Annotated in this window: 19 protein-coding genes and 1 riboswitch; of the genes, 2 read left to right on the plus strand and 17 right to left on the minus strand. The window is 60.7% G+C overall.

The features are described 5' to 3' along the window. Nucleotides 1-45: 45 nt before the first annotated feature. Nucleotides 46-1,032, minus strand: a complete 987-nt coding sequence (locus tag C2H86_RS25470) for an SCO family protein (protein ID WP_159410424.1) — start codon at nt 1,030-1,032, stop codon at nt 46-48. A gap of 67 nt (nt 1,033-1,099) precedes the next feature. Then, a complete protein-coding gene (locus tag C2H86_RS25475) occupies nt 1,100-4,495 on the minus strand; it encodes an Ig-like domain-containing protein (RefSeq protein ID WP_159410425.1) in 3,396 nt (1,131 codons plus the stop codon). A 252-nt stretch (nt 4,496-4,747) separates the two neighbouring features. Further along, a riboswitch (TPP riboswitch) is annotated at nt 4,748-4,862 on the plus strand. Between the two features lie 30 nt (nt 4,863-4,892). On the opposite strand from C2H86_RS25475, the gene C2H86_RS25480 reads away from it, so the two are divergent. Both C2H86_RS25480 and tenA read left to right on the plus strand, forming a co-directional pair. Next, nucleotides 4,893-5,540 carry a TenA family protein gene (locus C2H86_RS25480; protein ID WP_159410426.1) on the plus strand — a complete coding sequence of 216 codons (648 nt, stop codon included), beginning with the start codon at nt 4,893-4,895 and terminating at the stop codon, nt 5,538-5,540. Next, a complete protein-coding gene (tenA, locus tag C2H86_RS25485; RefSeq protein WP_159410427.1) occupies nt 5,537-6,202 on the plus strand; it encodes a thiaminase II in 666 nt (221 codons plus the stop codon). Before C2H86_RS25480 ends, tenA begins: the two co-directional genes overlap by 4 nt. Nucleotides 6,203-6,215: 13 nt before the next feature. Here the strand turns inward: tenA and C2H86_RS25490 are convergent, their stop codons facing one another. The 15 genes from C2H86_RS25490 to tssB form a co-directional block, all read right to left on the minus strand. After that, the gene (locus tag C2H86_RS25490) at nt 6,216-6,410 is read right to left on the minus strand and encodes a hypothetical protein (RefSeq protein WP_159410428.1); all 195 of its coding nucleotides are present in this window, start codon (nt 6,408-6,410) and stop codon (nt 6,216-6,218) included. Nucleotides 6,411-6,552: 142 nt separating this feature from the next. Further along, entirely contained in the window at nt 6,553-7,446 is an 894-nt protein-coding gene (locus C2H86_RS25495) for a DUF6708 domain-containing protein (protein WP_159410429.1), read from the minus strand. A 4-nt stretch (nt 7,447-7,450) separates the two neighbouring features. Further along, nucleotides 7,451-10,429: a T6SS effector BTH_I2691 family protein gene (locus tag C2H86_RS25500; RefSeq protein WP_163985996.1), complete on the minus strand. Its 2,979-nt coding sequence runs from the start codon at nt 10,427-10,429 to the stop codon at nt 7,451-7,453. Next, nucleotides 10,422-11,351, minus strand: a complete 930-nt coding sequence (locus tag C2H86_RS25505) for a DUF4123 domain-containing protein (RefSeq protein ID WP_240349640.1) — start codon at nt 11,349-11,351, stop codon at nt 10,422-10,424. Before C2H86_RS25505 ends, C2H86_RS25500 begins: the two co-directional genes overlap by 8 nt. Next, the gene (locus C2H86_RS25510) at nt 11,348-13,516 is read right to left on the minus strand and encodes a type VI secretion system Vgr family protein (RefSeq protein ID WP_159410431.1); all 2,169 of its coding nucleotides are present in this window, start codon (nt 13,514-13,516) and stop codon (nt 11,348-11,350) included. Before C2H86_RS25510 ends, C2H86_RS25505 begins: the two co-directional genes overlap by 4 nt. Nucleotides 13,517-13,589: 73 nt before the next feature. Continuing rightward, nucleotides 13,590-14,105 carry an Hcp family type VI secretion system effector gene (locus C2H86_RS25515; RefSeq protein ID WP_159410432.1) on the minus strand — a complete coding sequence of 172 codons (516 nt, stop codon included), beginning with the start codon at nt 14,103-14,105 and terminating at the stop codon, nt 13,590-13,592. 111 nt (nt 14,106-14,216) lie between these two features. Further along, the gene (gene icmH / locus C2H86_RS25520; RefSeq protein ID WP_159410433.1) at nt 14,217-15,062 is read right to left on the minus strand and encodes a type IVB secretion system protein IcmH/DotU; all 846 of its coding nucleotides are present in this window, start codon (nt 15,060-15,062) and stop codon (nt 14,217-14,219) included. Nucleotide 15,063: 1 nt separating this feature from the next. Beyond that, nucleotides 15,064-16,401 carry a type VI secretion system baseplate subunit TssK gene (gene tssK / locus C2H86_RS25525; protein WP_159410434.1) on the minus strand — a complete coding sequence of 446 codons (1,338 nt, stop codon included), beginning with the start codon at nt 16,399-16,401 and terminating at the stop codon, nt 15,064-15,066. 45 nt (nt 16,402-16,446) lie between these two features. Beyond that, nucleotides 16,447-17,202 carry a type VI secretion system lipoprotein TssJ gene (tssJ, locus tag C2H86_RS25530; protein WP_159410435.1) on the minus strand — a complete coding sequence of 252 codons (756 nt, stop codon included), beginning with the start codon at nt 17,200-17,202 and terminating at the stop codon, nt 16,447-16,449. Between the two features lie 2 nt (nt 17,203-17,204). Further along, a complete protein-coding gene (locus tag C2H86_RS25535; RefSeq protein ID WP_159410436.1) occupies nt 17,205-17,774 on the minus strand; it encodes an FHA domain-containing protein in 570 nt (189 codons plus the stop codon). Then, entirely contained in the window at nt 17,771-18,787 is a 1,017-nt protein-coding gene (gene tssG / locus C2H86_RS25540) for a type VI secretion system baseplate subunit TssG (protein ID WP_159410437.1), read from the minus strand. Before tssG ends, C2H86_RS25535 begins: the two co-directional genes overlap by 4 nt. Next, nucleotides 18,751-20,517: a type VI secretion system baseplate subunit TssF gene (tssF, locus tag C2H86_RS25545; RefSeq protein WP_159410438.1), complete on the minus strand. Its 1,767-nt coding sequence runs from the start codon at nt 20,515-20,517 to the stop codon at nt 18,751-18,753. The genes tssG and tssF overlap by 37 nt, the downstream gene beginning before the upstream one ends. A 5-nt stretch (nt 20,518-20,522) precedes the next feature. Further along, nucleotides 20,523-20,933, minus strand: a complete 411-nt coding sequence (gene tssE, locus C2H86_RS25550) for a type VI secretion system baseplate subunit TssE (protein ID WP_159410439.1) — start codon at nt 20,931-20,933, stop codon at nt 20,523-20,525. Beyond that, nucleotides 20,930-22,420, minus strand: a complete 1,491-nt coding sequence (gene tssC / locus C2H86_RS25555; RefSeq protein WP_159410440.1) for a type VI secretion system contractile sheath large subunit — start codon at nt 22,418-22,420, stop codon at nt 20,930-20,932. The genes tssE and tssC overlap by 4 nt, the downstream gene beginning before the upstream one ends. Nucleotides 22,421-22,438: 18 nt before the next feature. Next, on the minus strand, nt 22,439-22,942 hold the full coding sequence (gene tssB, locus C2H86_RS25560; protein ID WP_159410441.1) for a type VI secretion system contractile sheath small subunit: 504 nt from the start codon (nt 22,940-22,942) through the stop codon (nt 22,439-22,441). Nucleotides 22,943-22,946 lie beyond the last annotated feature (4 nt).

A 22,946-nucleotide genomic window follows, 5' to 3' on the forward strand; every position in this document is an offset into this window, starting at 1 on the left:
ATACGACAGGCAGATGACAGCCTCATGACTGGTGGCTAATTGCCTTTAAGGTTTTCCCCGGTCCGTCAGGGGCGCCTGTATGCGTGAAGTTTCTTCCTGCAGGTAGCTGATCAGCGCGGTGACCTCGGCATCGCCCAGGCGCATGTTGGGCATGGCCAGGCGGTTGTACTGCTCGAAGAGCAGCGTGGCCAGCGGTTCTTTCTCGGCCAGCATCTGGTCCGGCTCCTTCAGCCAGCGTACCAGCCAGCTGGGGTCGCGTTGCTGGGTCACGCCGAGCAGGTCGGGGCCGATGCCGGGCTGGCCGGGTTCGGTGTTGCCCACGGTGTGGCACGAGGAGCAGCGGGTGCGGAAGATCTGTTCGCCACTGCTGGGCGGGCGGATTTCCGGCGCGCTGGCGTAGTCGTTGGTCATGGCAGTGGCCTGTTTCCAGTTGTGCAGGCTGTTGCCCAGGCGGTCGGCGAGGATGTACGGGCTTTCGAACGGCGAAGCCTTCATCCAGCGGCCGGTGGCCTGGTTGCCGATGATCAGGCTCAGGTTGTGGTCCTTGGAACGACCGTTCTCCAGGCCTTCGATGTACAGGCCCAGGCGCCGGCGCAGCTGTTCGATATCTTCGGGTTCGCCGGTGAGCAGGGTCCAGCCAGGGCCGATGCCGAACTTTTCGGCATAGCGCTTGAGGGTGGCGGCGGTGTCGTTGTAGGGGTCGATGCTGATGGAGTAGAGGAAGATGTCCTTGCCGACCCGCTCACCGAGGATCTTCTGCACCTGGCGCAAGCGGGCGGTTTCCACCGGGCAGGAGTCGGAGCAGCCGGTGAAGATGAAGTTGATCGCCACCACCTTGTCCTTGATCAGGTCGTCGAAGAAACGCACCTGCTTGCCGTCCTGGGTCACCAGCGGGGTGTTGGGGAAGTAGTCGGCGCCCCATGGGGTGGCGGCTTCGGTGCTTGGTATCGATTGTTCCGCTTTGATCGGCCAGTAGTGGGTGCCGGCGGCGAACAGGGTAAGTGCGAGCAGAACACGCCATGACAGGGCCATGATGTACGTCCTCTGATTTGCGGTGAGCCGCGAAAGGGCCGCAGAGCGGCCCCCCGTGCAATGCGTATTACTTGACGCTTACTGGTACCGTGACGCTCTGCCCCAGAGCCGACTTCACGGTGATCGTCGCCGGTGCCGCCAGGCTGCCACCGGTGGTGGTCACCGACAACCGCCAGCGCGCCCCGCTGGAGGCCGCGGTCAGCGTCGCCGTGCCCAGGTTCAGCGGGCCACTGGTGGTGGCTGCGGTCACGCTGATGCTGTTGCCGGTGGCCACCGAGGTGGTGCCGGAGATGTCCCAGGTGTAGCGGTTGTTGCTGCGCACCTGCACCACGGCGCTGCTGACCTGGATCTGGTCCGCCACGGCTGCCGGGCTCACCGCCACACTGACCGTGGCCGGTGTCAGCGATTCGGCGCCCTTGGCGTCACGCGCCGTGTAGTTGAAGCTGGCGGTGAACGGGGTGTCGACCGTAGCCGGCGGGGTGTAGGTCACGGTGGTGCCGTCGCTGCTGACCGAGCCCTTGCCGGAGTCGGGCTGGCTGAGGTCCTTGACGGTCAACGGCAGGTTGCCTTCCGGATCGGTGTCGTTGGCCAGCACGTTGATCACGGTCGGCTTGCCGGCCGTGGTCGCGGCGCTGTCGTTGACGGCCACGGGTGGTTTGTTGGCCGGATTTTCACCGTTATTGTTGCTGGCGGTGCGGAAGGTCGGCAGACCCACAGAAGCCATGTACTGCACGCCATCCCAGCCTGGCAGCGGCGTCGGCATGACCTGGAATTGCCCAGGGTGCTCGATGTCCCAGCGCAGCAGCATCGACGAGTCTTCATGCTGGGTGTTGTGGCAGTGCTCCATGTAGGTACCGGCGAACTCGCGGAAGCGAATGGCCATTTCCACTTCTTCCGAGGAGTCGTCGTCCGGGCCGATGCGGTAGACGTCCTTGCGTGCCCATTTTTCCCACTCTGGCGGTGCCTTGCCGTCACGGCTGAGGATCACGCCTTCCTCGAAGTGCACATGCACTGGGTGGCTCCAGCCGTTGCCGCCGTTCTTGATCTTCCACACTTCCAGGGTGCCGTCGCCGCTGAAGCCGCCTTGGGTCGCTTCGCTGGCCAGCTGTGGCGCGGCGGAGATGCGCCGCGGGTCCATGCTGTAGCCGAAACCGCCGTCGGTCTTGATGGTCCAGGGGGCGGTATCGGTGCCGTCGGAGCGCCCGAAGATGAACTCGCGGTGACGGGCCGCCTTGATCTTGGCCTGGTCGGCGGCAGCGGTGCGGTCGATGGTCAGCGGGATCATCTTCAGGCCTTCGGCCTTGCCCGGTTTGGCCGGTTCATAGGCGGTCGGGTCCATGCTGACGTCGGTGCCGCTGTAGGGTTGCACGATAAACTGCATGAACTTGCCCACTACCGGGTCGCCTTTGTCCCATTCCGGCCCTTTGCTGGTCTGTTTGATCACTGCCTTGTATTTTTCGGACAGCACGTCGGCCAACTCGATGGGCTGTTTCGGGCCCTTGCCGGTGTCATGCTCCATGATGTTGACCAGATACAGCTTATCGCCGACCTTGATGCCGTTCTTGGCGAAGTTGATGATGATGTCATAGCGCTCGGCGATGCCTTGCAGCGGCAGGATGGCGTTGTTGTCGTCGGTCTTGCCGTCGCCGTTGAGGTCCATGGTGCCGTCGAACGGCACGGCGTGTTCCATGATATTGCCGTCGTTGGCGATCATGTGGAACGGCACACGGGCGTACGACACGTTGGAACCGGAAGGGCCCTTGAACTCGCCACCGTTGCCGGCGATTTCACGCACCACGGCAAACTTGAAGTAACGCGAAACCGAGCCATTGAGGATACGGAAGCGGTAGGCCCGCGCGCGAACCTTGAGCTTGGGCTGGTACTGCCAGTTGACCAGGATCTGGTCACCGAGGAAGCCATCGGTATTGAACGGGTTGAACCACAGCTGGCCGCTCTGATCCCAGGCCTTGTCGGCGATCACCAGGTTGACGTCGTAGTCGCGGTTACCCCACGGCATGGCCGAGCCGCTGGGGAAGCGCAGATTGACACCGTCCTGCAGCGCTTCGTTGCCACGGTCGATGGCGCTGTAGTAGTTCATCATCACGGCGTTGCCTTTGTAGACGTTCTGCGCCGTGAAATCCATCATGTGGTCGTGGAACCAGTGTGTACTCATGGTTTCGTGCCAGTCGCCACGAATCTTGATGCTGCCGTTCTCGCAGGTCTTCAGCCCTGGGTTGGCGTCGTTGACGAACAGGGTTTCACCCGGCGAGCAGGGGAAGGCAGCGCGCGGGTCTTCGGCACGGGTGTTGATGGTGTCGTAACCGGCCAGCTGGATCGGCCAGCGGTAGTCATAGTACTGGCCAGGGAAGAAGTAGGCGTTGGCGAAACCATCGCTCTCGGCTGGTGAGTGACCGTTGTGCTCGTGGGTGGAAATGGTGTGCAGGCCAAAGCCGGCGTTGGCTGCCGGGTCGATCGGCAGCGCGTTGTAGTGGCGCATCAGCACCGGCTGGCCATAGCGAACCATCAGCAGTTTCGGCGGGAAGGTACCGTCGAAGGTCCACAGCGACTTGTGGTTCTGCAGCGGGAAGTTCGGGTGGAAGCGGGTGTCGATGCCCTTGGTGGTGCCGAGGGTGGTCGGGATGTCCGAGGTCTGGTAATACAGCCCGCCCGGCGCGAACTCGCCCGCGGCATAGTTGTGCAGCTGCTTGCGGTCACGCAGCCCCTGGTTGATGCGCGCACCTGCCTGCGCAGTCTTGAACGCCGCCTGGGGGTAGAACTCGTTCCAGCGCTGGTGCGACCAGCCTTTTCCTGGTGGCCGGCCTTCCGCTGGCGAGCCGACCGAGTTGCGGTTGAGGAACAGCTCGATCTGCGCCTTCCACGGGTTGCGGTCGAGGGTGTTGGCGAACTGGGTCGGGAACGGGTACAGCCCCGGCTGCTTGAGGAAGGCCTCCAGGGCATTGCCGTTGGGGCTGCTGCGGGCCACCACGTTGGGGTCTTGAGCAGGTTCCGCGCCCAGTGTGGGAACCGGGAAGGTCAGCGAAGGGGGAGGCAGGTTGGGGTCGAGTTTTTCCGGGCCGAATTCCTCGAACAGCAGCAATTGCTGAGTGAACGGCTGGGCCCCGAACAACGGGCTTGGCTTGCCGTTGGTAGGGTAATTGCGTGATGTCTGCAGGGCGGGCGGCAGCACGTTGTCGACGCGGTTGGTCGCGCGATCACCGTACACCCCGTTTTGCAGTTCCAGCGAACCTTCGTTGGCTTCAGGCAGGTTGAACAGGTTGAGCAGTGCCGGGCCGGGGTCTGCCGGTTGGTCATCGAAATGCGACGGGTCCGTCGGCGGCGGCGGGCTGACGTCATCCAGCCCGGAGGCCATTGCTGAGATCAGCCCGAGGCTGAGCATCAGCGCGGTCACGGCGGACAATTTGAAGAGAGGGCTGTTGGGGTGGATCACGGCAGGTGTTTTCATTGCCTGGTGCCTCGCTCGCAGCTAAATGGCTAAGGGCCATCAATGGCGTTGTGCCGGGTTTTACTGGCCTGAGCAACGGCTGTGCCAACAGATGTTTCGGCAACACTTTGTTAAACAACTCCTTGCAACGCCTGAGGTGCGCTAAATAATGGGGTGTCAATGAACGGGTGTAGGGCCCCGAAAGCGGGGTGAAGTGGGGCCCAACAGCGGTGTTGGGAGTGGTGACAATTCTTGTTTAGCGCTGTATACCTAATGCCCACCAAGGGGAGCCCGGCAACGGGCTGAGAAACCGCTGAGAGTTGAAGCGCGGTGACCCTTCGAACCTGATCCGGATAATGCCGGCGAAGGGATGGGACTGCCGACCTGCCTTTTGCCGGCCTCACTGCGAGGCCACACCATGACCGAACGCTTCAGCGAAACCCTTCAACGCCAGAACCAACCGACCTGGTCGGCGGCCGTCGGCCACCGTTTCGTCACCGAACTCTGCGCAGGCAGCGTCGCCGACCCGATCATGGTCCGCTACCTGGTCCAGGATCATCGCTTTCTCGACAGCTTCCTGACCCTGCTCGGCGCCGCCATCGCCACCGCCGACACCTATGAGGCCCGCCTGCGCTTCGGCCGCTTCGCCGGGATGATCTCCAGCGACGAGAACACCTATTTCCTGCGAGCGTTCGAGGCGCTGGACGTCAGCCCGGCGCAGCGCACCGAGCCTGCAGACACAGCACCTACCGCCGGCTTCAAGGCCATCATGCGCGAGGCCGCGGCTACCCGTTCCTACGCCGCCGCGCTGGCCGTGCTGAACGTTGCCGAAGGCCTGTACCTGGACTGGGCCCTCAAGGCACCCAAGCCGCTGCCGGCCAACTTCGTTTATGCCGAATGGATCACGCTGCACGACAACCCGGCATTTTGCGATTTCGTGGCGTTCCTGAAGTCCGAACTGGACCGGGTCGGCCCCTTGGAGGCCGCATTGGCCAGTGATTTTTACGCACGTACCGTTGAACTGGAGCTTGCCTTCTTCGACGCCGTGTACAGCGAGGAGGCGTGAGCATGGATATTTTCGAGCGTCTGAAGGCTGCCACGGCCGGCCAGTGGAACAGCTATGTCGATCATGACTTCGTGCGGCAGATGGGCGAGGGCACGCTGCCCGAAGAAGCCTTCCGCACCTACCTGATCCAGGACTACCTGTTCCTCATCCAGTTCGCCCGCGCCTGGGCCCTGGCCGCCTACAAGAGCCGCCTGCCGACGGATATCCGCGCCGCCCAGGCCGGTTTGGCGGCGATTCTCGATGAAACCGAACTGCACCTGCGCCTGTGTGCACGCTGGGGGTTGTCGCAAGCCGATATCCAGGCAGCCCCCGAGCACCAGGCGACCGTGGCCTACACCCGTTACGTGCTCGACTGCGGCGCGGCCGGCGACTTGCTCGAACTGCATGTGGCATTGGCGCCGTGCGTGATCGGCTACGCCGAGATCGGCCGCACATTGGCGGAGCGCATTGGTGACCTGAGCGACCACCCGTACCGGGAGTGGATTGGCGAGTATGCCGGCGAGGGTTACCAGGGCGTGGCAGCGGCGGCGCGCAAGCACCTGGACGAACTGGCGGCGCGGAGCATGACCGAGCAGCGGTTTGTGGAGCTGGCACAGATCTTTGGCCAGGCTTCGCGGTTGGAGGCTGATTTCTGGCAGATGGGGCTGGATGGCGTTGACTGAGTGCCGGTTGGCTTCAGTCAGGCTGTTTCATTGAGGTTTTGTGGATCGCCGTGCACATGTACCGCACGGCGATTCGATCGCGCTCGGGCAGGGTGCGGTAGTGGTCGATGAGGTTGACCTCTTCCTTGTTCAGGCGGCGCAGGAACAGGCGTTGGTTGAATGAGGTGAAAGCACGGAGGATGCGGACCAGAACGGAATCGATTGCCATGGAATCGCCTTGCTTGGTTGTTGGTCTCGTCCGTGAGATTTTCCTTACTTTGTCAGGGGATAAAGGTGAAGTCTAGCGATCTGGCTCAATTTCTTGAGTGATTGGGCTGCTGCAGACAGCCCAAGCTTTCCTGAGCCGGTGCTCATTTGCGTTTTCGCTTGCTGGGTTGAATGGGGGCTTCCTCGAACGCCTCTGGCGGTGGCGGCGCTGCGCGAACGTTGAATACACGGCAGATGACGTACCAGCAGATGGCAACTGACAGGTTGTAGGGAAAGAGGACTGCCCAGAACGGTAGTTGCCAGTTCTTTTTACCCTGTATTTCACCGGGCTCGCCGGTGCGCCAAGGGGCGTAGTGGCGCCACGCTTCTGCTGGGGTGAGACAGATGGCGTGTAACGGCCTGTGCCACCAGTTGGGTTCGCCTGGAGGAGGGAGTTTGTCGGGGCCGTGGTCCATGAAATGGCGTAGGTATTCCCAGACTTCGGCGACATATCTGATGTCAGGCTCGGTAGGTTCGTTGCTGTCAGTCCAGAGGCAGTCTCGCTGGTGGAGAGTGCCATCTTCTCGACGGGGAGCGAACGCCAAGGCGTAGCTGGTGCTGAAGGATGAACCGCCAAATTCGGTCCTTTTGAAAACACCTCCGCAGACATTGTGCCAATCGAAAATAAATAGTTTTCCTATGCGCTTGTAGTAAATCTTCTTTGTTGATCGGTTAAAATACACGGCGGATAATTTTTTTATGAAGTAGATGCGATAAACTAAAAAAGGAGAAAAAATAAGAGGGCATAGCAGAAGAATTATTGCTGAGTCTATGTCGGCAAAGGTTATATCTCGAAAATTTTCATCTACTATGTCTGGATAGATGAATATGGCGAGAAATATTGTCATGGCAGTATAAATCTTGCCCATAAAAACGGAGTCAGTTACCCAGGGGTTTTTCAGTGTTAGTACCGTTTGATTGATTTGTGTGATTTGACCGCCAATTCGTGGCGGATGATTTGAGTTGCCTGTAGGTGTGAAAAGCCACAATGTTGCCATGTTGTTAATCTCCTAAAGAAAATTTTGTTGTGGACTTGGCTTCCTCATCTAGGTCTGTGCCGGGGTAGTAGCATATTTTTAACGTTATCTTAATGGGGGTGTTGCTCATCATTTTGAAGATCAAAATCAATCCTGCCGCTGTCAGGTGGCAGGTCGGTGTTATAGCGATCGCACTAGTAGTATTATCATGGTTTCGTGTGCTTGCACTTGATTTCCAAGTGCTATGACCAAGAACAAAGCCGGGTAAAAGCACGGTAAATCCCAGGCTGTTCGTGTGGCTTGGCATATCACCGTGAAAGATCGCTCTCCAGTTAGGAGATGACCATGATTTAGAAGTGCCGGTATTCATTTGTCCTCCGACGAGTTTTTTTGAATCTTCCTTTGACAGTAGGGAGGGCAAATAAAAAGCAGCATGCCATGCTCTAATTTCTTCCTTTGCACTCGTGAATGTTGGCAGTTTCCTTGCGTGATCCAGAGGCGTCTCTTCTCTGGTTTCTCCATCATTTTGGCGTGTACCGAAAATGCTTCTGACTGCCCAAAGCTCTATCGGGTTATGAAGTTTTTCATGAGATTTATGGTGAAAGTACATTCCGCCTGCAATGAAGCCGGCGCCAAGCAGTACAACTGCGGCCGCAGCCCAGCCAGCGAAGGGAATAAACATTGTTGGACCAGCAATTGCAAGGGACCCCTCTAAAGTCAAAGTGGCCCCCAGTGCCATAGAAGCCCCGCCGCGTAATGTGTAGCTTGCGGCCTCCGCGTTACCATTTGCATTCTGTCTTTTGTACTTTTGGATATCTGAGGTTAAGCTCAATAAGATGGCTGGGTAGCCAGAAATTCGTACAAATAAATTACTGCTCAGGAATGTTGTTAACCCATTGCCGAATGCCATCCCTGGAGCACTAGATCCCAATTTCAGCATGATCGCTTTTTGTGTTGCTCGTGTACTTACTAACGTCGCTGCTGTAGCACCGATCACACCAAAGACGGAAGCCGAAAAACCTGTCTCATACTCAGGCGCATCACTTCGCTGCAAGTTGTTGTACGCCGCTTTCAGTGTAAATATGTTGAACCACAGCATTCCGGCATTCAAACCCGTCCCGACGCCAGAAGTTAGCAGCCCGAGTGGCGTTGGCTTGACCAGTGAAGTGGTAGTCATCTCCAGCATCACTTTCCTACTGCCTGTGATGCGCAACTGCTTCATTTCTTCAACTTGCGCCATCCCGCTTTTCAGGTATTTTTCCACTTCCTGGCTGAAGGGATTCTCGAGGATCAATTTGTCAGTGATGTTGTACCGCGCCGCTAGGAGCCCCAGCGCTTTTTCGGCATTGGCCTCGCGCGCGGCAGCTTGCACTTGCTGGCGCAGGCTGTTGCTGGCATCCCAGCGCGTCTGTCCGCGCATGCGCTTCAGCACCACGGTACTGACCGATTGAGCCGTGAGGTCGGTGATATTCGCCATGGCTGGAAAGCGTCCGACCAAACCTTGGATGACATTGTCACTGCCACCGAGCAAGGTGCCGATTGAGTCGGCCTTGTCGCGAAACGGGTTGAAGGGCGCCAACGCTTCGTACAGCGGACTGTCATGCTGGTCCAGCCAGCGCTCCAGGCGCTTGAAGCGCAGGTCCTGCTCTTCGGTGCCGGGCACGGGTTGGCCCATGGGATGAATCAATAGGGCCAGGGACATTTCCAGTCCGCGGGCGGAACTGAGTTCGTCCCGGTCATAGCAGGCCAGCGCGGCCGCCAGGCTGTAAGGATCATCGAGATGCGCGGCTTCGGCGGTGGCCAGCCAGGCGTCGTGATCGTTGCTGGCTTGCAAGGCCAGTTCACGCATCTGGCTGATGCGGTACTCCAGTTCGTCGCGTTCCTCCAGAAACTTGAGGTACTTGGCGGTATCGATACGCTGCCCCAGTCGATGGCCCTGCTCGGAATAGTCTGGGTGGGTGAGCACCCGGAAGCGTTCCTCGTAAGGCGGCTTCGGTCGGCTGTCCGGGCGTATCCTCAGGGCTGCCGTGCCCAGGGACGGGTTGTCGGGTGGGTACATGCTTTCCAGGGTCTTGTTCAGCAACGTGGCAATCAGATTGCGATGGTGGAAATCGCGGCTCTGCGGGCTGAGGCGTTCGGCATCCAGCTGGTAGCACATCGGTACATCAGCCTGCTCGGTACCCTGCGCCGGCCTTGTGTGGGGCAGCTGTTCGGAGGGCATCAGGTCGCGCATCTGGTGCTGATAGGCCGACACCGACAGGCTCAGGTCCAGGGCCAGGCCCTCGGCGTCGCTGAGCACCACCACGGCGGGGATCTTCGGTTGGGTGTAAGGGTAGTGCCGTGCAACGGCGTGCAGGCTGCCGGCGAGCAATGCCGAAGTGCGTGGCTGGCTGCTCCAGCTCAGTGACATGCGTTGCGCGTCCGGCTTGAAGTCTTCGACCCAGGTATGCAAAGCGCTGACCGGCAGCACATGGGCCTGGTTGGACGGCGCCTGGTTGCCGGCAATCAACTCGGCCATGTTCAGCTGGCGCATGTGCCGTTTGCGCATGGCCAGCGAACCGGTGATGCGCGCGGTTATAGCGTTGGTCCACAGGTGCGGGCTGTAGGCGATCCAGACTTCCTTGGCGCTGGTCTCGCAGGTGTCGGCCCAGACCCAACCCATCGCCCGGCCGGACAAGTAGCGGTCGCGCCGTTGGTAGTGCTCCAGGCACCGGTGGCGCAACTCCTTGTACTGACCTTCACCGTCGTACTCGTGGATGACCAGCTTTTCGCCCTGGGTGCCTTTCATGAACACGTAGACATAACCCGGACGCAGGGCGCGCAGGGTGTAGGCGGCGTGCTGCAGTGAAGGGAAGCCTTGCTCCAGGGCGAAGCCGGAGTCGCTGTAGCGGCAGGGCGGGGCAGCGCCGCTACGTGGCACGACGGCGTAGCGCACTGGCAGGATCGGTACCCGTGCACTGCAGGCAGGGGGCGATGCGGCGCGGCTCACGGAGGCGTCAGTCATGGGCGTTTTCCTTGCTGTGAATGAGTGCTTGCAGCTCGCGAAGGCGGCCTTGCGGTGACTCTTCGAGGTTGGTGTAGATAGCCTCGGCCCGCGCATCAGTCATCAGCCACCTGTGCTCGGCGACCAGGCGAATGAAATCACCGGCAACGGTCTCGTCGCTGAAGTTGAGTGCATCCAGTTGCGGCAACAGGGCTTCGATCCATTCACGGATCTCCGCCAGCGTGCGATCGGTATGAGCCGGCGTAGCCAGCAGTTCGTGGGCAAGACTGATCACGAAGTGTTCGTGCAAGCCCGATTGCAGCCGGCCAAGCTCGTGCTCTTGCAGGGACAACAGAAGGGCATACCTCGAACGCGCTGTGGTCGGAGTGTTTTCAAGTGTCTTCCACTCATGGACAGGCCCCCAGTCGACTCGCCACGCCAAACGCGACACCGGGCCCAGCCAGGCTGCTCGATTGGCCTCATCCAATGCGTCCAGCCAGGCGCTCAGGTGATTGGGCGTAATGTGGTGGGTGGCCACCCCCAGATCCGGCATGGTGAATTGCACCAGGCTGTGGAAATGGTCGGAAAGCTCATCGACGCTGACCTCTGCATCCATAGCGATAGCGCCGCCAATGGGCATCCAGCTAATGACGGCATGACGAAGCAGTTCTGGCGAATCGCTGACGTCCACCAGCAATGGGCCGAACTCATATTCTTCATCCATGACGCTGCGTTTCCAGGGCCAGGCGTGAGGCGGGCGATGGGCCACGGCATCGATCAGCTCCAACACTGACGGCGCGTAGGGAGGCACTACTTCACCTTGCGGTGAAATGGAGAGCGGGCGGACGGCTGAATACTCCAGCTCTCGACTGAGCAGCAAGAGAAAGCGCAAGCCACTGGCAAAGTGGGTGTCAGGCATAGGCACGGATGATGAACCCATCATGCGCCAGGTGCTCCTATGCAGTTGCAGTCAGACAGCGAGCACGTTCCGTCGGGACGTCGCCCGCACTGCCGATCCAGAGGGGCCCCGCTGACGGGTGCGCCATTGATGGTGAAGGAATGAGTGGAGCCACCCAGCGATTGGTGCACCGCTCCGTTGAGGCGTATCGTCGGGCTGTCCAGCGTGATGCCGGACTCATCGATACGAATCGAGCCACCCGGGCCTTGAATGACCAGTGCTTCAGCCGCCCGCAGGTCATAACGCCGGGTGCGCCTGCGGATTTCCGTTCGTACCTCCAGTTCCGCATGCCCTTCGATCTGTTGCTCGAGATTGCCGCCAATCTGGACCTGATAGTTGGCGGTGATCTTGTCGTGGCGATGGTTGCCGACGGCTTCGAAACGGTCCTTGGCGATATTGATCCTCTGGTTGCGGCCAACATGGAGGAAGTCGTCCTGGCCAATGCTGACGCGTTCATCGTTACCGACGGTTTCACTGCGGTCATGGCCAATGGAAATTGTTTCATCGTGGCCAATCTGCTCGGTCCGGTCGTTGCCTATCTGCGTGCTCTCATCGTGCTTGACCACATTGTTCTGATCCCGCTCGGCATGGATGAACACCTCTTGCCGGCCCAGCTCATCTTCGAAACGCAGCTCGTTATAGCCATCGCCCTTGTGGGTCTGGCTCTTGATGGTCATGCGGGTCTTGTGTTCCGGCAGGTCATACGGCGGCAGCTGGTTACCGCAGTAGGTGCGGCCGGTGATGATCGGCTGATCGGGGTCACCGTTGAGGTACTGGACGATCACCTCCTGACCGATGCGGGGGATGGCCATCGAGCCCCAGCTGCCGCCGGCCCAGGCTTGCGACACGCGCACCCAGCAGGAACTGAACTCGTTGCTGTTGCTTTCCCGGTCCCAGGGGAAGCTGACCTTGACCCGGCCCCACGGGTCGCAAAAGATCTCCTCGCCGGGCGGGCCGACCACGGTGGCCATGTGCGGGCCATCGACGCGTGGCCGGGGCAGCGGCGCCGGTCGCCATTCGGCCATGCCGGGGACCAGCACGGTGCTTTGCTCGTAATGGGTGCCTTGCTTGGCGTCGGCGGCGCCTTCCTGCAGGCTGGTGAACTGGCTGCCCTCGTGGCGGGCGCTGATCACCCGCCAGAGCACATTGAGGTTTTCGCGCGGGTGGCCGGTGAGGATGAAGGCCTTGCCTGGCTGCAGGCGAACGTCGTCGCCTGTGACTTCGGCGATGCGGGCATCGTGGCGCAAACCGGTAAGGCGGGTTTGGGTGAAAGGGATACCCACCACTTCGCGCTTGTAGCGACCGGGGTAGTCGAAGCGCTCGTAATCCATGGACTGATGCACTTCGCCCTTGGCGCTGGCTTGTTGATCCAGGCGATAGGCTGGGTGGGTGAAGGTATAGTCACGCTGGGCCTGGCGCGCAGTGCGGACGTTTTCGCTGTAGTGGAAGCGCCGTAGGCAAGGTTGCGCCTGGTCGCCACCGCTGTTGACGTGGTAGACCACAGGCTCAGGGCTAATTGCATCCTCTGCTTCGTAGGCGCCTTGGTGCTTGTCCTTGGCCTGAATGGGACCTTGTCTGATCAGGCCCAGTGATAACAAACGGTCGGTGATGAGCAGCTTGTGTTGCTTGGGGCTGTGCTCGAAGCTGTAGACGAAACCTTCCTCTGCCGCGAGGCGGGCAATGAAGTCGAGGTCGGTCTCGCCAGCCTGAACGCAAAATTCGCGGACCTGATGGTCCACACTGGTACTCAGATCGAAGCGCAGGATGCCCTGGCGCTGGAGCATCAGTTCGAGAATCTGTGGAACGGTCTTCTGCTGGAAGATACGCCAGTTCGAGCGCAGCCCGGCGCGGGCCAGTTGCGGTTCGACCAACGCGTGATAGCGAGTGCGGTGGAAGCCGCTGTCGCCCTGGCGGAAGCGGCTGATCAGGCCGTGTACGTAACGCACCGGGTGCCCTTCATCCCAGATGGTGAAGAGAGCAGGTCTGTCGAGCAGTTGGCCGAAGTCGATATCGTCATGGAAGCTGATCAGCTCCAGGTGCAACTGGAAGGGAGTACTGAGCGCTTCGTCAAGCGTGAAGGACACCACTTCGAGATCCATTTCAGCGATCAAAGGCTCGAAGCTGTAACGGAAGTGAGATTGGCTAGGCATGTGAAATCCTTATCTGCCGTCACTGGAGGTAGAAAGTCCGGGCAGACGAGTCCGCCCGGAGCACTCCTGAATGTCAGGCAGCAGGCGCTCGCCAGTCATCGGAACTTTCGGTGTTCGCAGCGACGTGGGCCCAGTTGATTTTCCGATAGGCCAGCGATACCTCAATCAGTTGCGTGTGGCTTTCGTTCTCCTTGTCTTGAGCATGAGGGAGTACCGTATGGATGTTGACGACGGTGGCGTCTTCGAGCGTTGTGGTGAAAAAATGCTCTTGCTTGCCCTCCACAGAAGTCCGATACCACTTGATTTCGGCTTCGATGAGCATTTCCCCAGTTGTCAGCGCCTGATAAAGGAGTGGTATCGCCTTGTTCAGTGCGCAAGTGAAAGTCAAGGGTTTATGAATACGCTGACCGGTCGGTTGACCGCTCTGTGGGTCTGTTGGTGTAGTTACTTCGTGTTTGATCTCCTGTATCAGAATCTCGTCTTCGTGACCTTCTACGAAGACATTGCCGACCGAGTCAGGGGTGAAGGCGCTCGCGGTGATGTTGCCTTGGGTCTTACCTACGATTCTGATGTAAGCGGGTGTTGCCATGGCAGTTTCTCCTGTCTCCAAGTGGATAATCACGCGCACCATGGGCGGCGTGGCCATCGGTAGCGATGGGCTTTTCAACGAGGTCGGCCCTCGTCAATTCGTTGAATCAGGTCACTGCTGAAGAATGCTGTTGAGCGACTCCAGCACTTCAGCAGTCAGCAGGTGCAGGTGATAGCTGTAAACCCCGTACACCACTGCCATGGCCGTAGCACTGATCAGCAACGGACTCCACCACGGCCACTGCCGGTGCATCCGAAAGTCGCTTGAAGCGACATTGGCCAGCGGATCGCAGACCTGTTCCGGGACCGGACCACGCACTTCGCGGATTAGTGTGTGGATCTGCTGGAGCAGGGCGTTCACCGCCTCATCACCCTTGGGTGCCAGGCCGTATTTGCCTTTGAGACCGAGGCACAGGCACAGGTACAGAAACTCCAGCACGTCGATATAGCGCTGGGGCTCCTGCATAAGGCGCGACAGCACCGTGTAGATCTTCTCCCCGCCCCAGGTCTCATGATGAAAAATGCTCAGCAGCGACTCCTGGCTCCAACAAGAACTTCTGCCCCAGGGGCGGCTCATCACGGCCTCGTCCAGGTACAGGCACAGGGCGTAGGAATAGGCCAGCAGTTGCGCCGACTCATAGCCGCGCTGGCGCATTTCTTCGACAACGTTGTCGACCTGGGTGCGCACCTGATGGTGCACCTCCTGAATGTTGGGCAGGCTGTCCAGCGTGCGCAGGCGCATCACCAGGCCGAACAGCGGCATCGCCGCATCGATCATGGGGTTCTGGAAGGTGCCGCGCAGCTGGAAATCCGGGTCTGCCGGGTAGCCTGCGCAAGCGCTTTTGGCATCAGCCGCATACGCGTCTGCAGCCCCGGATTTTGACGGGTGAAGCGCCGTCTCCAGCGGTTCGCGTTTCGTTGGCGGTCTATCAACAGCCTTGCTGTCGGACGCTTCCATTTCATTCACTCCTGATCGCCCAGAATTGCAGTTCAAGGCCCGGGATTTTTCCGGCAATGTGGATGCCGAACCCATGGCTGTCCTTCATGGATGCCCAGGCCGGGCTGCGCCGGTCCAGCTCGAAGTAGCTGAAGCCGGCATGGAAGGGCAGGTCGCGCGGGGCCACAGGCAATGCCACCAGCCCAATGCCCGGCAAGTGATGCAGGACCATCTCGTTCATCGCTTCCAGCGCGCTGACCTTGACTGTGTGCACGAAGGTCTGACGCAACGATTCCACGGGCTGGTTGGCGCGCACCGCCAGGATGAAGTCGGCCTCGTCGATCAGGCGGCGATCTTCCAGGGTCGTAGTCATCACACCCCAATCGAGGGTCTGCAGCGGCAACGACAGCGCCCGCGGCTGCAGCACCGTGCTCAGGGCGCGGCGCAGCGTGTCTTGCAGTGGTTTGAAGGAAGTACGCAGGGCGTTGTGGTGATACGCCGGGTATTCCTGCGGCAGGCGGTTCTCGTCGGTGAAGGTCACCAGTTCGCCACAGGCCTGGCTCATGCTGAGATAGAGTTGTTCCGGGTGAGTCTGCGGTTGCCGGGCCAGGTGGGCGAAGCAGGGCCACCAGCGATTCAGGGCCTGCAACAGGTTGAAGTCACGGATATCGGCGATGCCGGATTGGCCTGACGAGCCGATACGCGCCGCCAGGTTGCGCGCACGTTCGCGGAAGGTATTGCTGATCTCTTCAAGGAAGCGCTGCAGCGCCGGCACTGCCCGCACCGACACGCTGGTGGGGTAGAACGATTCGTCCAGCTGCAGGCTGCCATCGGGGCGACGCTCGAGGATTCTCGCCAGGGCGAGGCGGGTATAGGCACTGCTGTCTTCACTTTGCCGCCGCAGTTGCAGGTTCGGCACGGCGAGGCCCACCTGTACCAGGTCGCCATCGGCGGTGTGGGTGTCCTTGATATCCTGGGCATGCGCGACATAACGCAGGTTTGCCACGCTGTCCGGCCAGCTCACTTCACGGCCGCCGTCGGAGCGCAGCGGCAGGCACAGGTAGATCTCGCTGTTCTGCGCGCCATCGTCGCTGATCTCCAGCGGTGGCGGTGGGGGCAGGTCGCCAGGGATATCGAAGACGGCCCCGTCGGGCATGATGCCTCTGGCCCGGGTGATGGCGACCTTGCCAAGGCACAGGTATTCATCGTTCAACTGCAGCTCGCTGAAACCGTAGAACCCCGCACTCAGGCTGCTCAGGCGTTGATGCAGCGCCGCCTCGCTGGCCCGGGCCGCTTGCTGGAAATGCTGCGGTTTGACGAACAGGCCTTCGGGCCATAGCACAGGGTTACGTGAACTCATGGGCACTCCATGTCAGGGATGAGGGGTGGCGGGCCGGCTGATCGATCATCGGTCCTCTTCCTTGAGCTCGATTTGCGCGTCATGGACTTGCAGCGAGAGCACCACCCGGCGGCCACGCGGGGCAATGCGCAGTACCTGCTGCCAGGTTGCGCTCTCCAGGCTGCGGTAGTCGGCAATCACTGCAATGAAGCGCGTGTCGTCATGGAGGGGTTCGAACGGCACGAACTTGAACTGGCCGGGCGACAGCAGGTAATCGTCATCGCGGATGTAGGTGTTGCGCAGCGCTTTGGCCGGGTCCGGCACCAGTTGTTGGTAAACGCTGTTGAGCAGCAGTGAGTCGTCCCGCAGTTGCAGGACCTTGACGGCGATGGGGCTGGCGAGCTGGGGGCCGTGGCCGGGCGTTGCATCGGGCCGCTCAAGCCCTGTCGTGGGCACCTCGTAGTCCCCGAGCGCACTCTCATCGGCAGGTACTGATTCGGGATACTGCGCCTGCAAGTAGCTGAACAGGCTGGCAACTTTCTCGGTGAGCGCATGCGGGTCGTCTGCGCTCAGGCTGACCGTGTAAGGGCCAGGCTCGAGTTCGCCTGGTGCTGCTTCAGCGGATTCGCCGTTGTCGGCAACACCATTGAGCGTAGGGCTGACATGGATACTGATGGCAAGTTCGGTCGGCACATCTTCCGGTGCGCCCACGGGGATTGACGGGTCTTTCAGCACCTTGGACATCTTGCCCAGGGCAGTGCAGCCAGAGGTGGTGGTGAGTACAAGCAACAGTGAAGCGCAAAGCATCCGGCGTGGAAGCATGATCACGGTCCTGTAATCAGATCTTGCAGAGGGTTCTGCTTCGCAGGGCAAGGCTGCGACCTCGCATCGAGGGCAGCCAAGGGGTCGTGCCCGGGGAGCGGGTCGAATGCCGAGCACACATCTGTCGCGGTAAGGTGTGGCAAGGGATTGATGGCGTTGTCTCGCGGGCGAGTCGAAGCGCTCGCCTCCAAGGCCTCGTGCACGTCCTGCCGAGGCACGAAGACTTCCTCCAGAGAGCGTCTGATTGCCTGTTCCGTCTGCAGATCGACCCGTAACCGATAGGCGCCGACCCGCAGGATGTCGCCATCCTTGAGGCGCATGGGTGGGCGTATTCCGAGGCAGCGCGTGCCGTCATTCAGATACGTGTGGCCGCTGCGGTCGATGGCGCAGTAGCCGCCGTCCGTCCAGCGGATCTCGCAGTGGATGGGTTGCACCTTCAGGCTCCTGTCGATCAACAGCCAGTCCGCACCCTGGCTGCCCAGGGTGCCACCACTGCGGCCGAAGCGGTGCTGGCGACTCACGCCGTGCGGTAGCTGTTCGATGTTGCTGACGTGCAGGGTCAAAGTGCTCATGCCCGCCCCCTGAACCGGACCACCGGGCTGATCACTCCGTGACGGTCATCGATGAAGCTGGTCCAGCCCAGATAGGCACCCTGGCTGCGGTGCAGGCTGAACGGCGTCAGCGCGTTGCGCTTGAGGCGTAGTTCGAGGTCATACGCCAAGCCATCCCGCAGCAGCACGTCGATCAGTGCACGCAAACGGCCGAAGTTGATGCCACTGGGCAGCAGGTCGCGAAACTGCGCCTGTTCAAGCTCGCTGATCACGATCGTGAACTTGCTGCTGCGGGTTCGTGTTCGGCTGCCAACCATGAAGCTGCTGCCCAGTTCGCCGTTGGCCCGGCCGAGTCGCACCAGTTGGCGTGCGGCAGTGCGCACCGAGCGCGTTTCGAACTCGCGGATGTGTACCTGCGAAAGGTCGAAGCAGTGGCCAATGATGCCGGCCACGGTACCCGGTGAACGGCTACGGCTGGCGATCACACCGGCGAAACTGAGCAAGCGGCTCCAGGGCAGTGTGGTGTCACCGCGCAATTGCCGATCATTGAGGCCGATCAGCGCGAAAACGTATTGGGAAAACTGGTCGTCGGCGCCAGGTTGAAAGCGAATGTAGTAACGGTACTTGCGCCAGGCACGGTGCAGCAGGCTGAGCAGGTAGTGGTTGAAGAAATCGAGGAACGCCGGACGTACACCAATCCCCTGGGCATGTTCATGGGCGATCTGCTCCAGGTAGTAGGTGGGCAGCGGCGAGTCGCTGCCGTGCAGGCCCATGAAGGTGGTGCAGATCCGGTAGCGGGCATCATGGCCAGGCATTCGCTTGGCACTCAGCACATCGCTGGCGGGAAAGCGTAGCCGTGGATCGCAGCCCAGGCGCAGCCGCAAGCGCGTGACAGCATCGGGCCAGCGCGCTTCCAGATTGTCACCATGCAAGCCGTGCAGATGCTCCAGCAACTGGAAGAAATCGAACCGATGCGCCTGTACGAGTAGCGAATCGGCTAGATCAGGGGCTGTTTGCCAATCAGCGGCGGCCATATGTAATGCTCGTTGTTGGTGGTGTTGGTCACTTCCAGTTGATGGAAGGAATTGATGCTGGCGTAGAGGGCAAAGAAGTGCGCGAGCACACAACTGAACAGGTAAAGGTCGCCCTCGCCGAGGAAGCCCTGCTGGTCGAGCTGCAATCGGGTGTGCAGGCCGCGCACGGGCTGCCCGTTGATCAGCCAGTCCAGGGGCGCGGTCTGCACGTCACAAATAGCGTCCAGGCGCTTGCGCGTGGTGCGCGCCTGCTGAATGTCATGCAGGGCCGCGAAGTCATAGGCGCGGATCACCGCCTTCAGCGGGTCAGCCGACAGCAGCGACAGATAGTTGAGCGACAGGTTGGAAATCAGCGCCCATTGCAACTGGCCGTCGAGCACAGGGCGGTACGGACGGGTCGGGCGCCGAAGGTTGCGGTAGGTGGTCAGCGGTGGCGTGAATTCGTTGATGGTGCAGATGTCGCCAGCATGCAGCGCCAAAGGCAGGTCGCGGTTGGTGCATGTCAGGTCGATGGAAGCCGTTTCCAGCGCACCGCGGTAGGCGCTGGTGTCGGCGCGCACGAAAGATATACGGTGTATCACGCCATCGCCGAGCAATGATTCTTCGAGTTGGCAACGGTAGTACAGCGTGGCCCGGCCCTGGGCGTGCTCGATTTCATGGGCGAACGATTCGAAAGGCAGGAAGGCCCGCAGCGGCTCGCCCGCCTCGCCATCGGCCAGGGTACGCGTGCTGATCACTCGGTCTACGCTGAATATTTCGTAGCCGTGCGCTGCGCTGCAGCTTGGCTTCAGCAATGCGTGGGCGTGCTCGCCAGACAGGTCGATCGGTTCGGCACCACAGTGCAGCAGGTTTACCGCTGGCGTACAAAACAGGCAGAAATCGTTGACGCCAAGGGGCATTGCGCCAGGCAGCGGGCGGCTGAAGTGGAAGTCGATGCTCACCTGCCCGCTGCTCTGGGCCGGCCAGTGCTCGCCCAGGCCGGTCAGGGAGAAGAAGTGGAAGCGTTGAGGAAAAACGAAATACTCCTGCAGGATCCGGTAGCCGTCGAAGACATTCTGCGGGTAGGGCAGCAGGGCTTCTTCGGGGCGGAAACCGGGAAAAGCCAGGCTGCTGGCCGGTAGCCGGCGGACCTCGCCGTTGATCGTCACGCTGATGTGCTTCAGGTACTGCGACAACCACAGGTACAGGGTCTGCGCGCAACAGTCATCGCCACTGAGGTGAACGTCCAGGCTGTCGCAGCCCAAACTGTTCAGCGGGCGTTCGACCAGTGTTTCCAGCTCGATGCGCACCACGGAATGCTCCGGCGTGTGGGTGGCCTGGACGTCGCTGATGGCAAAAGGATGCAGCGTTACCTCGGTGCAGGTCCGGTACTCGCAAGCGATGCCATCCACGGGCACGGAGAACAACCGCGTACCCCTGGGAATGCTGCGGGACTGGCTGAGCGCCTGTTTCTCCGGTGAGAACTGGATGATCGTTGCGCTCGGCAGGGGGCGCAGGTAATTGGGCCAGAGCAGTTGCAGCATGGGGTGGGTCAGCTCCGGCAGGTCGTCCTCAAGCTTCAATCGCAGCTTGGCAGTCAGGAACGCGAAGCCCTCAAGCAGGCGCTCCACGTCAGGGTCGCCACTGTCCTTGCCGAGAAACCGCGCCAGCTGTGGGTTGTCCTTGGCGAAATCCGCACCCAACTCGCGCAGGTAGCGAAGTTCTTCGCTGAATCGATCCTTTAATGACATGGCTACTACCTTACTCGGGTGTATCGGCTAAGCCCGTTGACCAGCAACTCGACCTGCAACCGCTCGGGGTGATCGTTCACCTGCACCAGGCAGTCGAGCCGCAAATGCAGCTCAAGCGGGGCGTAGGCATCGGGCACGGCTTTCATTCCACGGATCTGGATACGTGGCTCGAAGCGCTGAAGGGTCTGGCGGATGTCATCACTGACCTGCCGCACGCGGTCACCAGTGCTCAGGTCGTATCCGTTGAAGTCGCGCAGGCCCAACTCAGGGCTACTTCGGGAGCAACCCTGGCGTGCGTTGAGCAACGTTTCGAGGTGCCGCTTGATCACCTCGAACTTTTGCCCAGCCTGTTCCCGCCGGGACGGCGCGCGAAGGGTCTGGCGCTCGGCAGTCAGGCGGTCGAACAGGCCACTCATTGCGTATCCAGCCGCCCAACCAGCGAGATCTCGAAGTTGGCGCCCATGTATTTGAAATGCGGGCGCACGGCGATGCAGACGTGATACCAGCCCGGGTCTGCGGCGACATCCGTGACGGTAATTGCGGCAGCGCGCAGCGGGCGACGACTGCGTACATCGGCCGAAGGATTTTCCTGGTCGGCGACGTACTGCTTGATCCACTTGTTGAGCTCCGACTCCAGGTCGCGGCGCTCTTTCCAACTGCCGATCTGTTCGCGTTGCATGACCTTGATGTAGTGCGCCAGGCGGTTGACGATGAACAGGTATGGCAGTTGGGTGCCGAGCTTGTAGTTGGTCTGGGCCTGCAGGCCTTCAGGGGTCCTGGGGAAGGCCTTGGGCTTCTGCACCGAGTTGGCCGAAAAGAACGCCGCGTTGTCGCTGTCCTTGCGCATGGTCAGGGCGATGAAGCCTTCCTCGGCCAGTTCGAACTCCTTGCGGTCTGAGATCAGCACTTCGGTGGGGATCTTGGCCTGCAACTGGCCCAGTGATTCGTAGAGGTGCACCGGGAGGTCATCCACTGCGCCACCCGACTGCGGGCCTATGATGTTCGGGCACCAGCGGTAGCGGGCAAAGCTGTCGTTGATGCAGCTGGCCAGCAGGAACGCGGCGTTGCCCCACAGGTAGTTGCCGTGACGAGCGCCCATGTTCTCGTGGTAACTGAAGCTTTCCGTCGGCAGCTCCTCGGGGTGGTACGGCGAACGCAGCATGAAGCGCGGGGCGACCAGCGCGGTGTGGCGAGCATCTTCGCTGTCGCGGAACGCTCGCCACTTGGCATGACGGGGGCCGGCAAAGATGTCCTTGATCTCTTTCAGGTCAGGCAGGTCTTCGAAACTGCTGAGATTGAAGAATTCTGGCGCTGGCGCCGCGAGAAAAGGTGCGTGGGCCATGGCGCCCACTGATGCCATGTAACTTAGCAGCTTGATATCAGGTGATGACGGACCGAAATGGTAGTTGCCCAGCATGGCGGCAATCGGCTCGCCACCGAACTGGCCATAACCGGCGGCATAAACATGTTTGTAAATACCGCTGCAGGTGATATCGGCTGCGTTTTCGAAATCGTCGAGCAGTTCCTCCTTGCTGGTGTGCAGGAACTCAAGCTTTATGTTTTCACGAAAGTCCGTGCGGTCCACCAGCAGTTTCAGGCTGCGCCAGGCAGACTCGAGTTGCTGGAACTCCGGTTGATGGAGGATGGTATCCATCTGTTTGCCAAGCACACGGTCGACTTCGGCAATCATCTGGTCGACGCGATGCTTGTTGATCGATTGCTCCGGCTCATCGCTTCGCAGAATCTGCGTAATGAATGCGGCTACGCCTTGCCGGGCAACCTGATAGCCTTCCTGGGTCGGGGACAGCCGGGTTTGCGCCATGATCTGGTCGAGCAGGGTGGCCTCACCCAATACCTCGGATGAAACTTCGGCCGTGGTGGTCGTGTTGTTCTGGGTCGGCATGCTGACGCTCCGTTGTCTTCAGTCTTGTCGTGGTGCGTCTAGCACCAGGTTCAGTTCTTGTGCCAGTCGCTGGCGACCCTGATCGTCATCCAGCAACTGCTGAAGCTGCCTGCGGAACGCCGGGACGTTGCCCAGCGGGCCTTTCAGGGCCACCAGTGCCTCGCGCAGCTCGATCAGCCGATTCAACTCCGGCACTTGGCGCGCGATTCGGTCTGGCCCGAAGTCCTTGATCGAGGCGAACTGCAGGCTGACGGCCAGTTCGGTATCCGAGTCCGTGTCGAGCTGGGAGGGGACCGACAGGTTCAGGCTCACCTGGGCTTCTTCCAGCACACTGTCGAACGAATGCTTGTCGATCCGCAGGACGGGTCGGTCTTCGAGCGCACGGCTGTCGTCCAGCCCGAAATCACCGATAACCAGCATCTTGTGGGGCAGCTCGACTTCAGCTTGCTCGCCGCCTGTGGCGGGTACGTAACGGATGTTGATGCGCTCTTTCGGCGCCACGGAATTCGTATTCTTGGACATGTTT

It is taken from the genome of Pseudomonas putida, from assembly GCF_009883635.2.
Lineage (GTDB): Bacteria > Pseudomonadota > Gammaproteobacteria > Pseudomonadales > Pseudomonadaceae > Aquipseudomonas > Aquipseudomonas putida_W.

What these genes read in the sequence shown, in the direction of transcription:
- C2H86_RS25470 (WP_159410424.1), bottom strand. Translation starts at nt 1,032, where the DNA reads ATGGCCCTGTCATGGCGTGTTCTGCTCGCACTTACCCTGTTCGCCGCC.
- C2H86_RS25475 (WP_159410425.1), bottom strand. Translation starts at nt 4,495, where the DNA reads ATGAAAACACCTGCCGTGATCCACCCCAACAGCCCTCTCTTCAAATTG.
- C2H86_RS25480 (WP_159410426.1), top strand. Translation starts at nt 4,893, where the DNA reads ATGACCGAACGCTTCAGCGAAACCCTTCAACGCCAGAACCAACCGACC.
- C2H86_RS25490 (WP_159410428.1), bottom strand. Translation starts at nt 6,410, where the DNA reads ATGGCAATCGATTCCGTTCTGGTCCGCATCCTCCGTGCTTTCACCTCA.
- C2H86_RS25495 (WP_159410429.1), bottom strand. Translation starts at nt 7,446, where the DNA reads ATGGCAACATTGTGGCTTTTCACACCTACAGGCAACTCAAATCATCCG.
- C2H86_RS25500 (WP_163985996.1), bottom strand. Translation starts at nt 10,429, where the DNA reads ATGACTGACGCCTCCGTGAGCCGCGCCGCATCGCCCCCTGCCTGCAGT.
- C2H86_RS25505 (WP_240349640.1), bottom strand. Translation starts at nt 11,351, where the DNA reads ATGATGGGTTCATCATCCGTGCCTATGCCTGACACCCACTTTGCCAGT.
- C2H86_RS25510 (WP_159410431.1), bottom strand. Translation starts at nt 13,516, where the DNA reads ATGCCTAGCCAATCTCACTTCCGTTACAGCTTCGAGCCTTTGATCGCT.
- C2H86_RS25515 (WP_159410432.1), bottom strand. Translation starts at nt 14,105, where the DNA reads ATGGCAACACCCGCTTACATCAGAATCGTAGGTAAGACCCAAGGCAAC.
- icmH (WP_159410433.1), bottom strand. Translation starts at nt 15,062, where the DNA reads ATGGAAGCGTCCGACAGCAAGGCTGTTGATAGACCGCCAACGAAACGC.
- tssK (WP_159410434.1), bottom strand. Translation starts at nt 16,401, where the DNA reads ATGAGTTCACGTAACCCTGTGCTATGGCCCGAAGGCCTGTTCGTCAAA.
- tssJ (WP_159410435.1), bottom strand. Translation starts at nt 17,202, where the DNA reads ATGCTTCCACGCCGGATGCTTTGCGCTTCACTGTTGCTTGTACTCACC.
- C2H86_RS25535 (WP_159410436.1), bottom strand. Translation starts at nt 17,774, where the DNA reads ATGAGCACTTTGACCCTGCACGTCAGCAACATCGAACAGCTACCGCAC.
- tssG (WP_159410437.1), bottom strand. Translation starts at nt 18,787, where the DNA reads ATGGCCGCCGCTGATTGGCAAACAGCCCCTGATCTAGCCGATTCGCTA.
- tssF (WP_159410438.1), bottom strand. Translation starts at nt 20,517, where the DNA reads ATGTCATTAAAGGATCGATTCAGCGAAGAACTTCGCTACCTGCGCGAG.
- tssE (WP_159410439.1), bottom strand. Translation starts at nt 20,933, where the DNA reads ATGAGTGGCCTGTTCGACCGCCTGACTGCCGAGCGCCAGACCCTTCGC.
- tssC (WP_159410440.1), bottom strand. Translation starts at nt 22,420, where the DNA reads ATGCCGACCCAGAACAACACGACCACCACGGCCGAAGTTTCATCCGAG.
- tssB (WP_159410441.1), bottom strand. Translation starts at nt 22,942, where the DNA reads ATGTCCAAGAATACGAATTCCGTGGCGCCGAAAGAGCGCATCAACATC.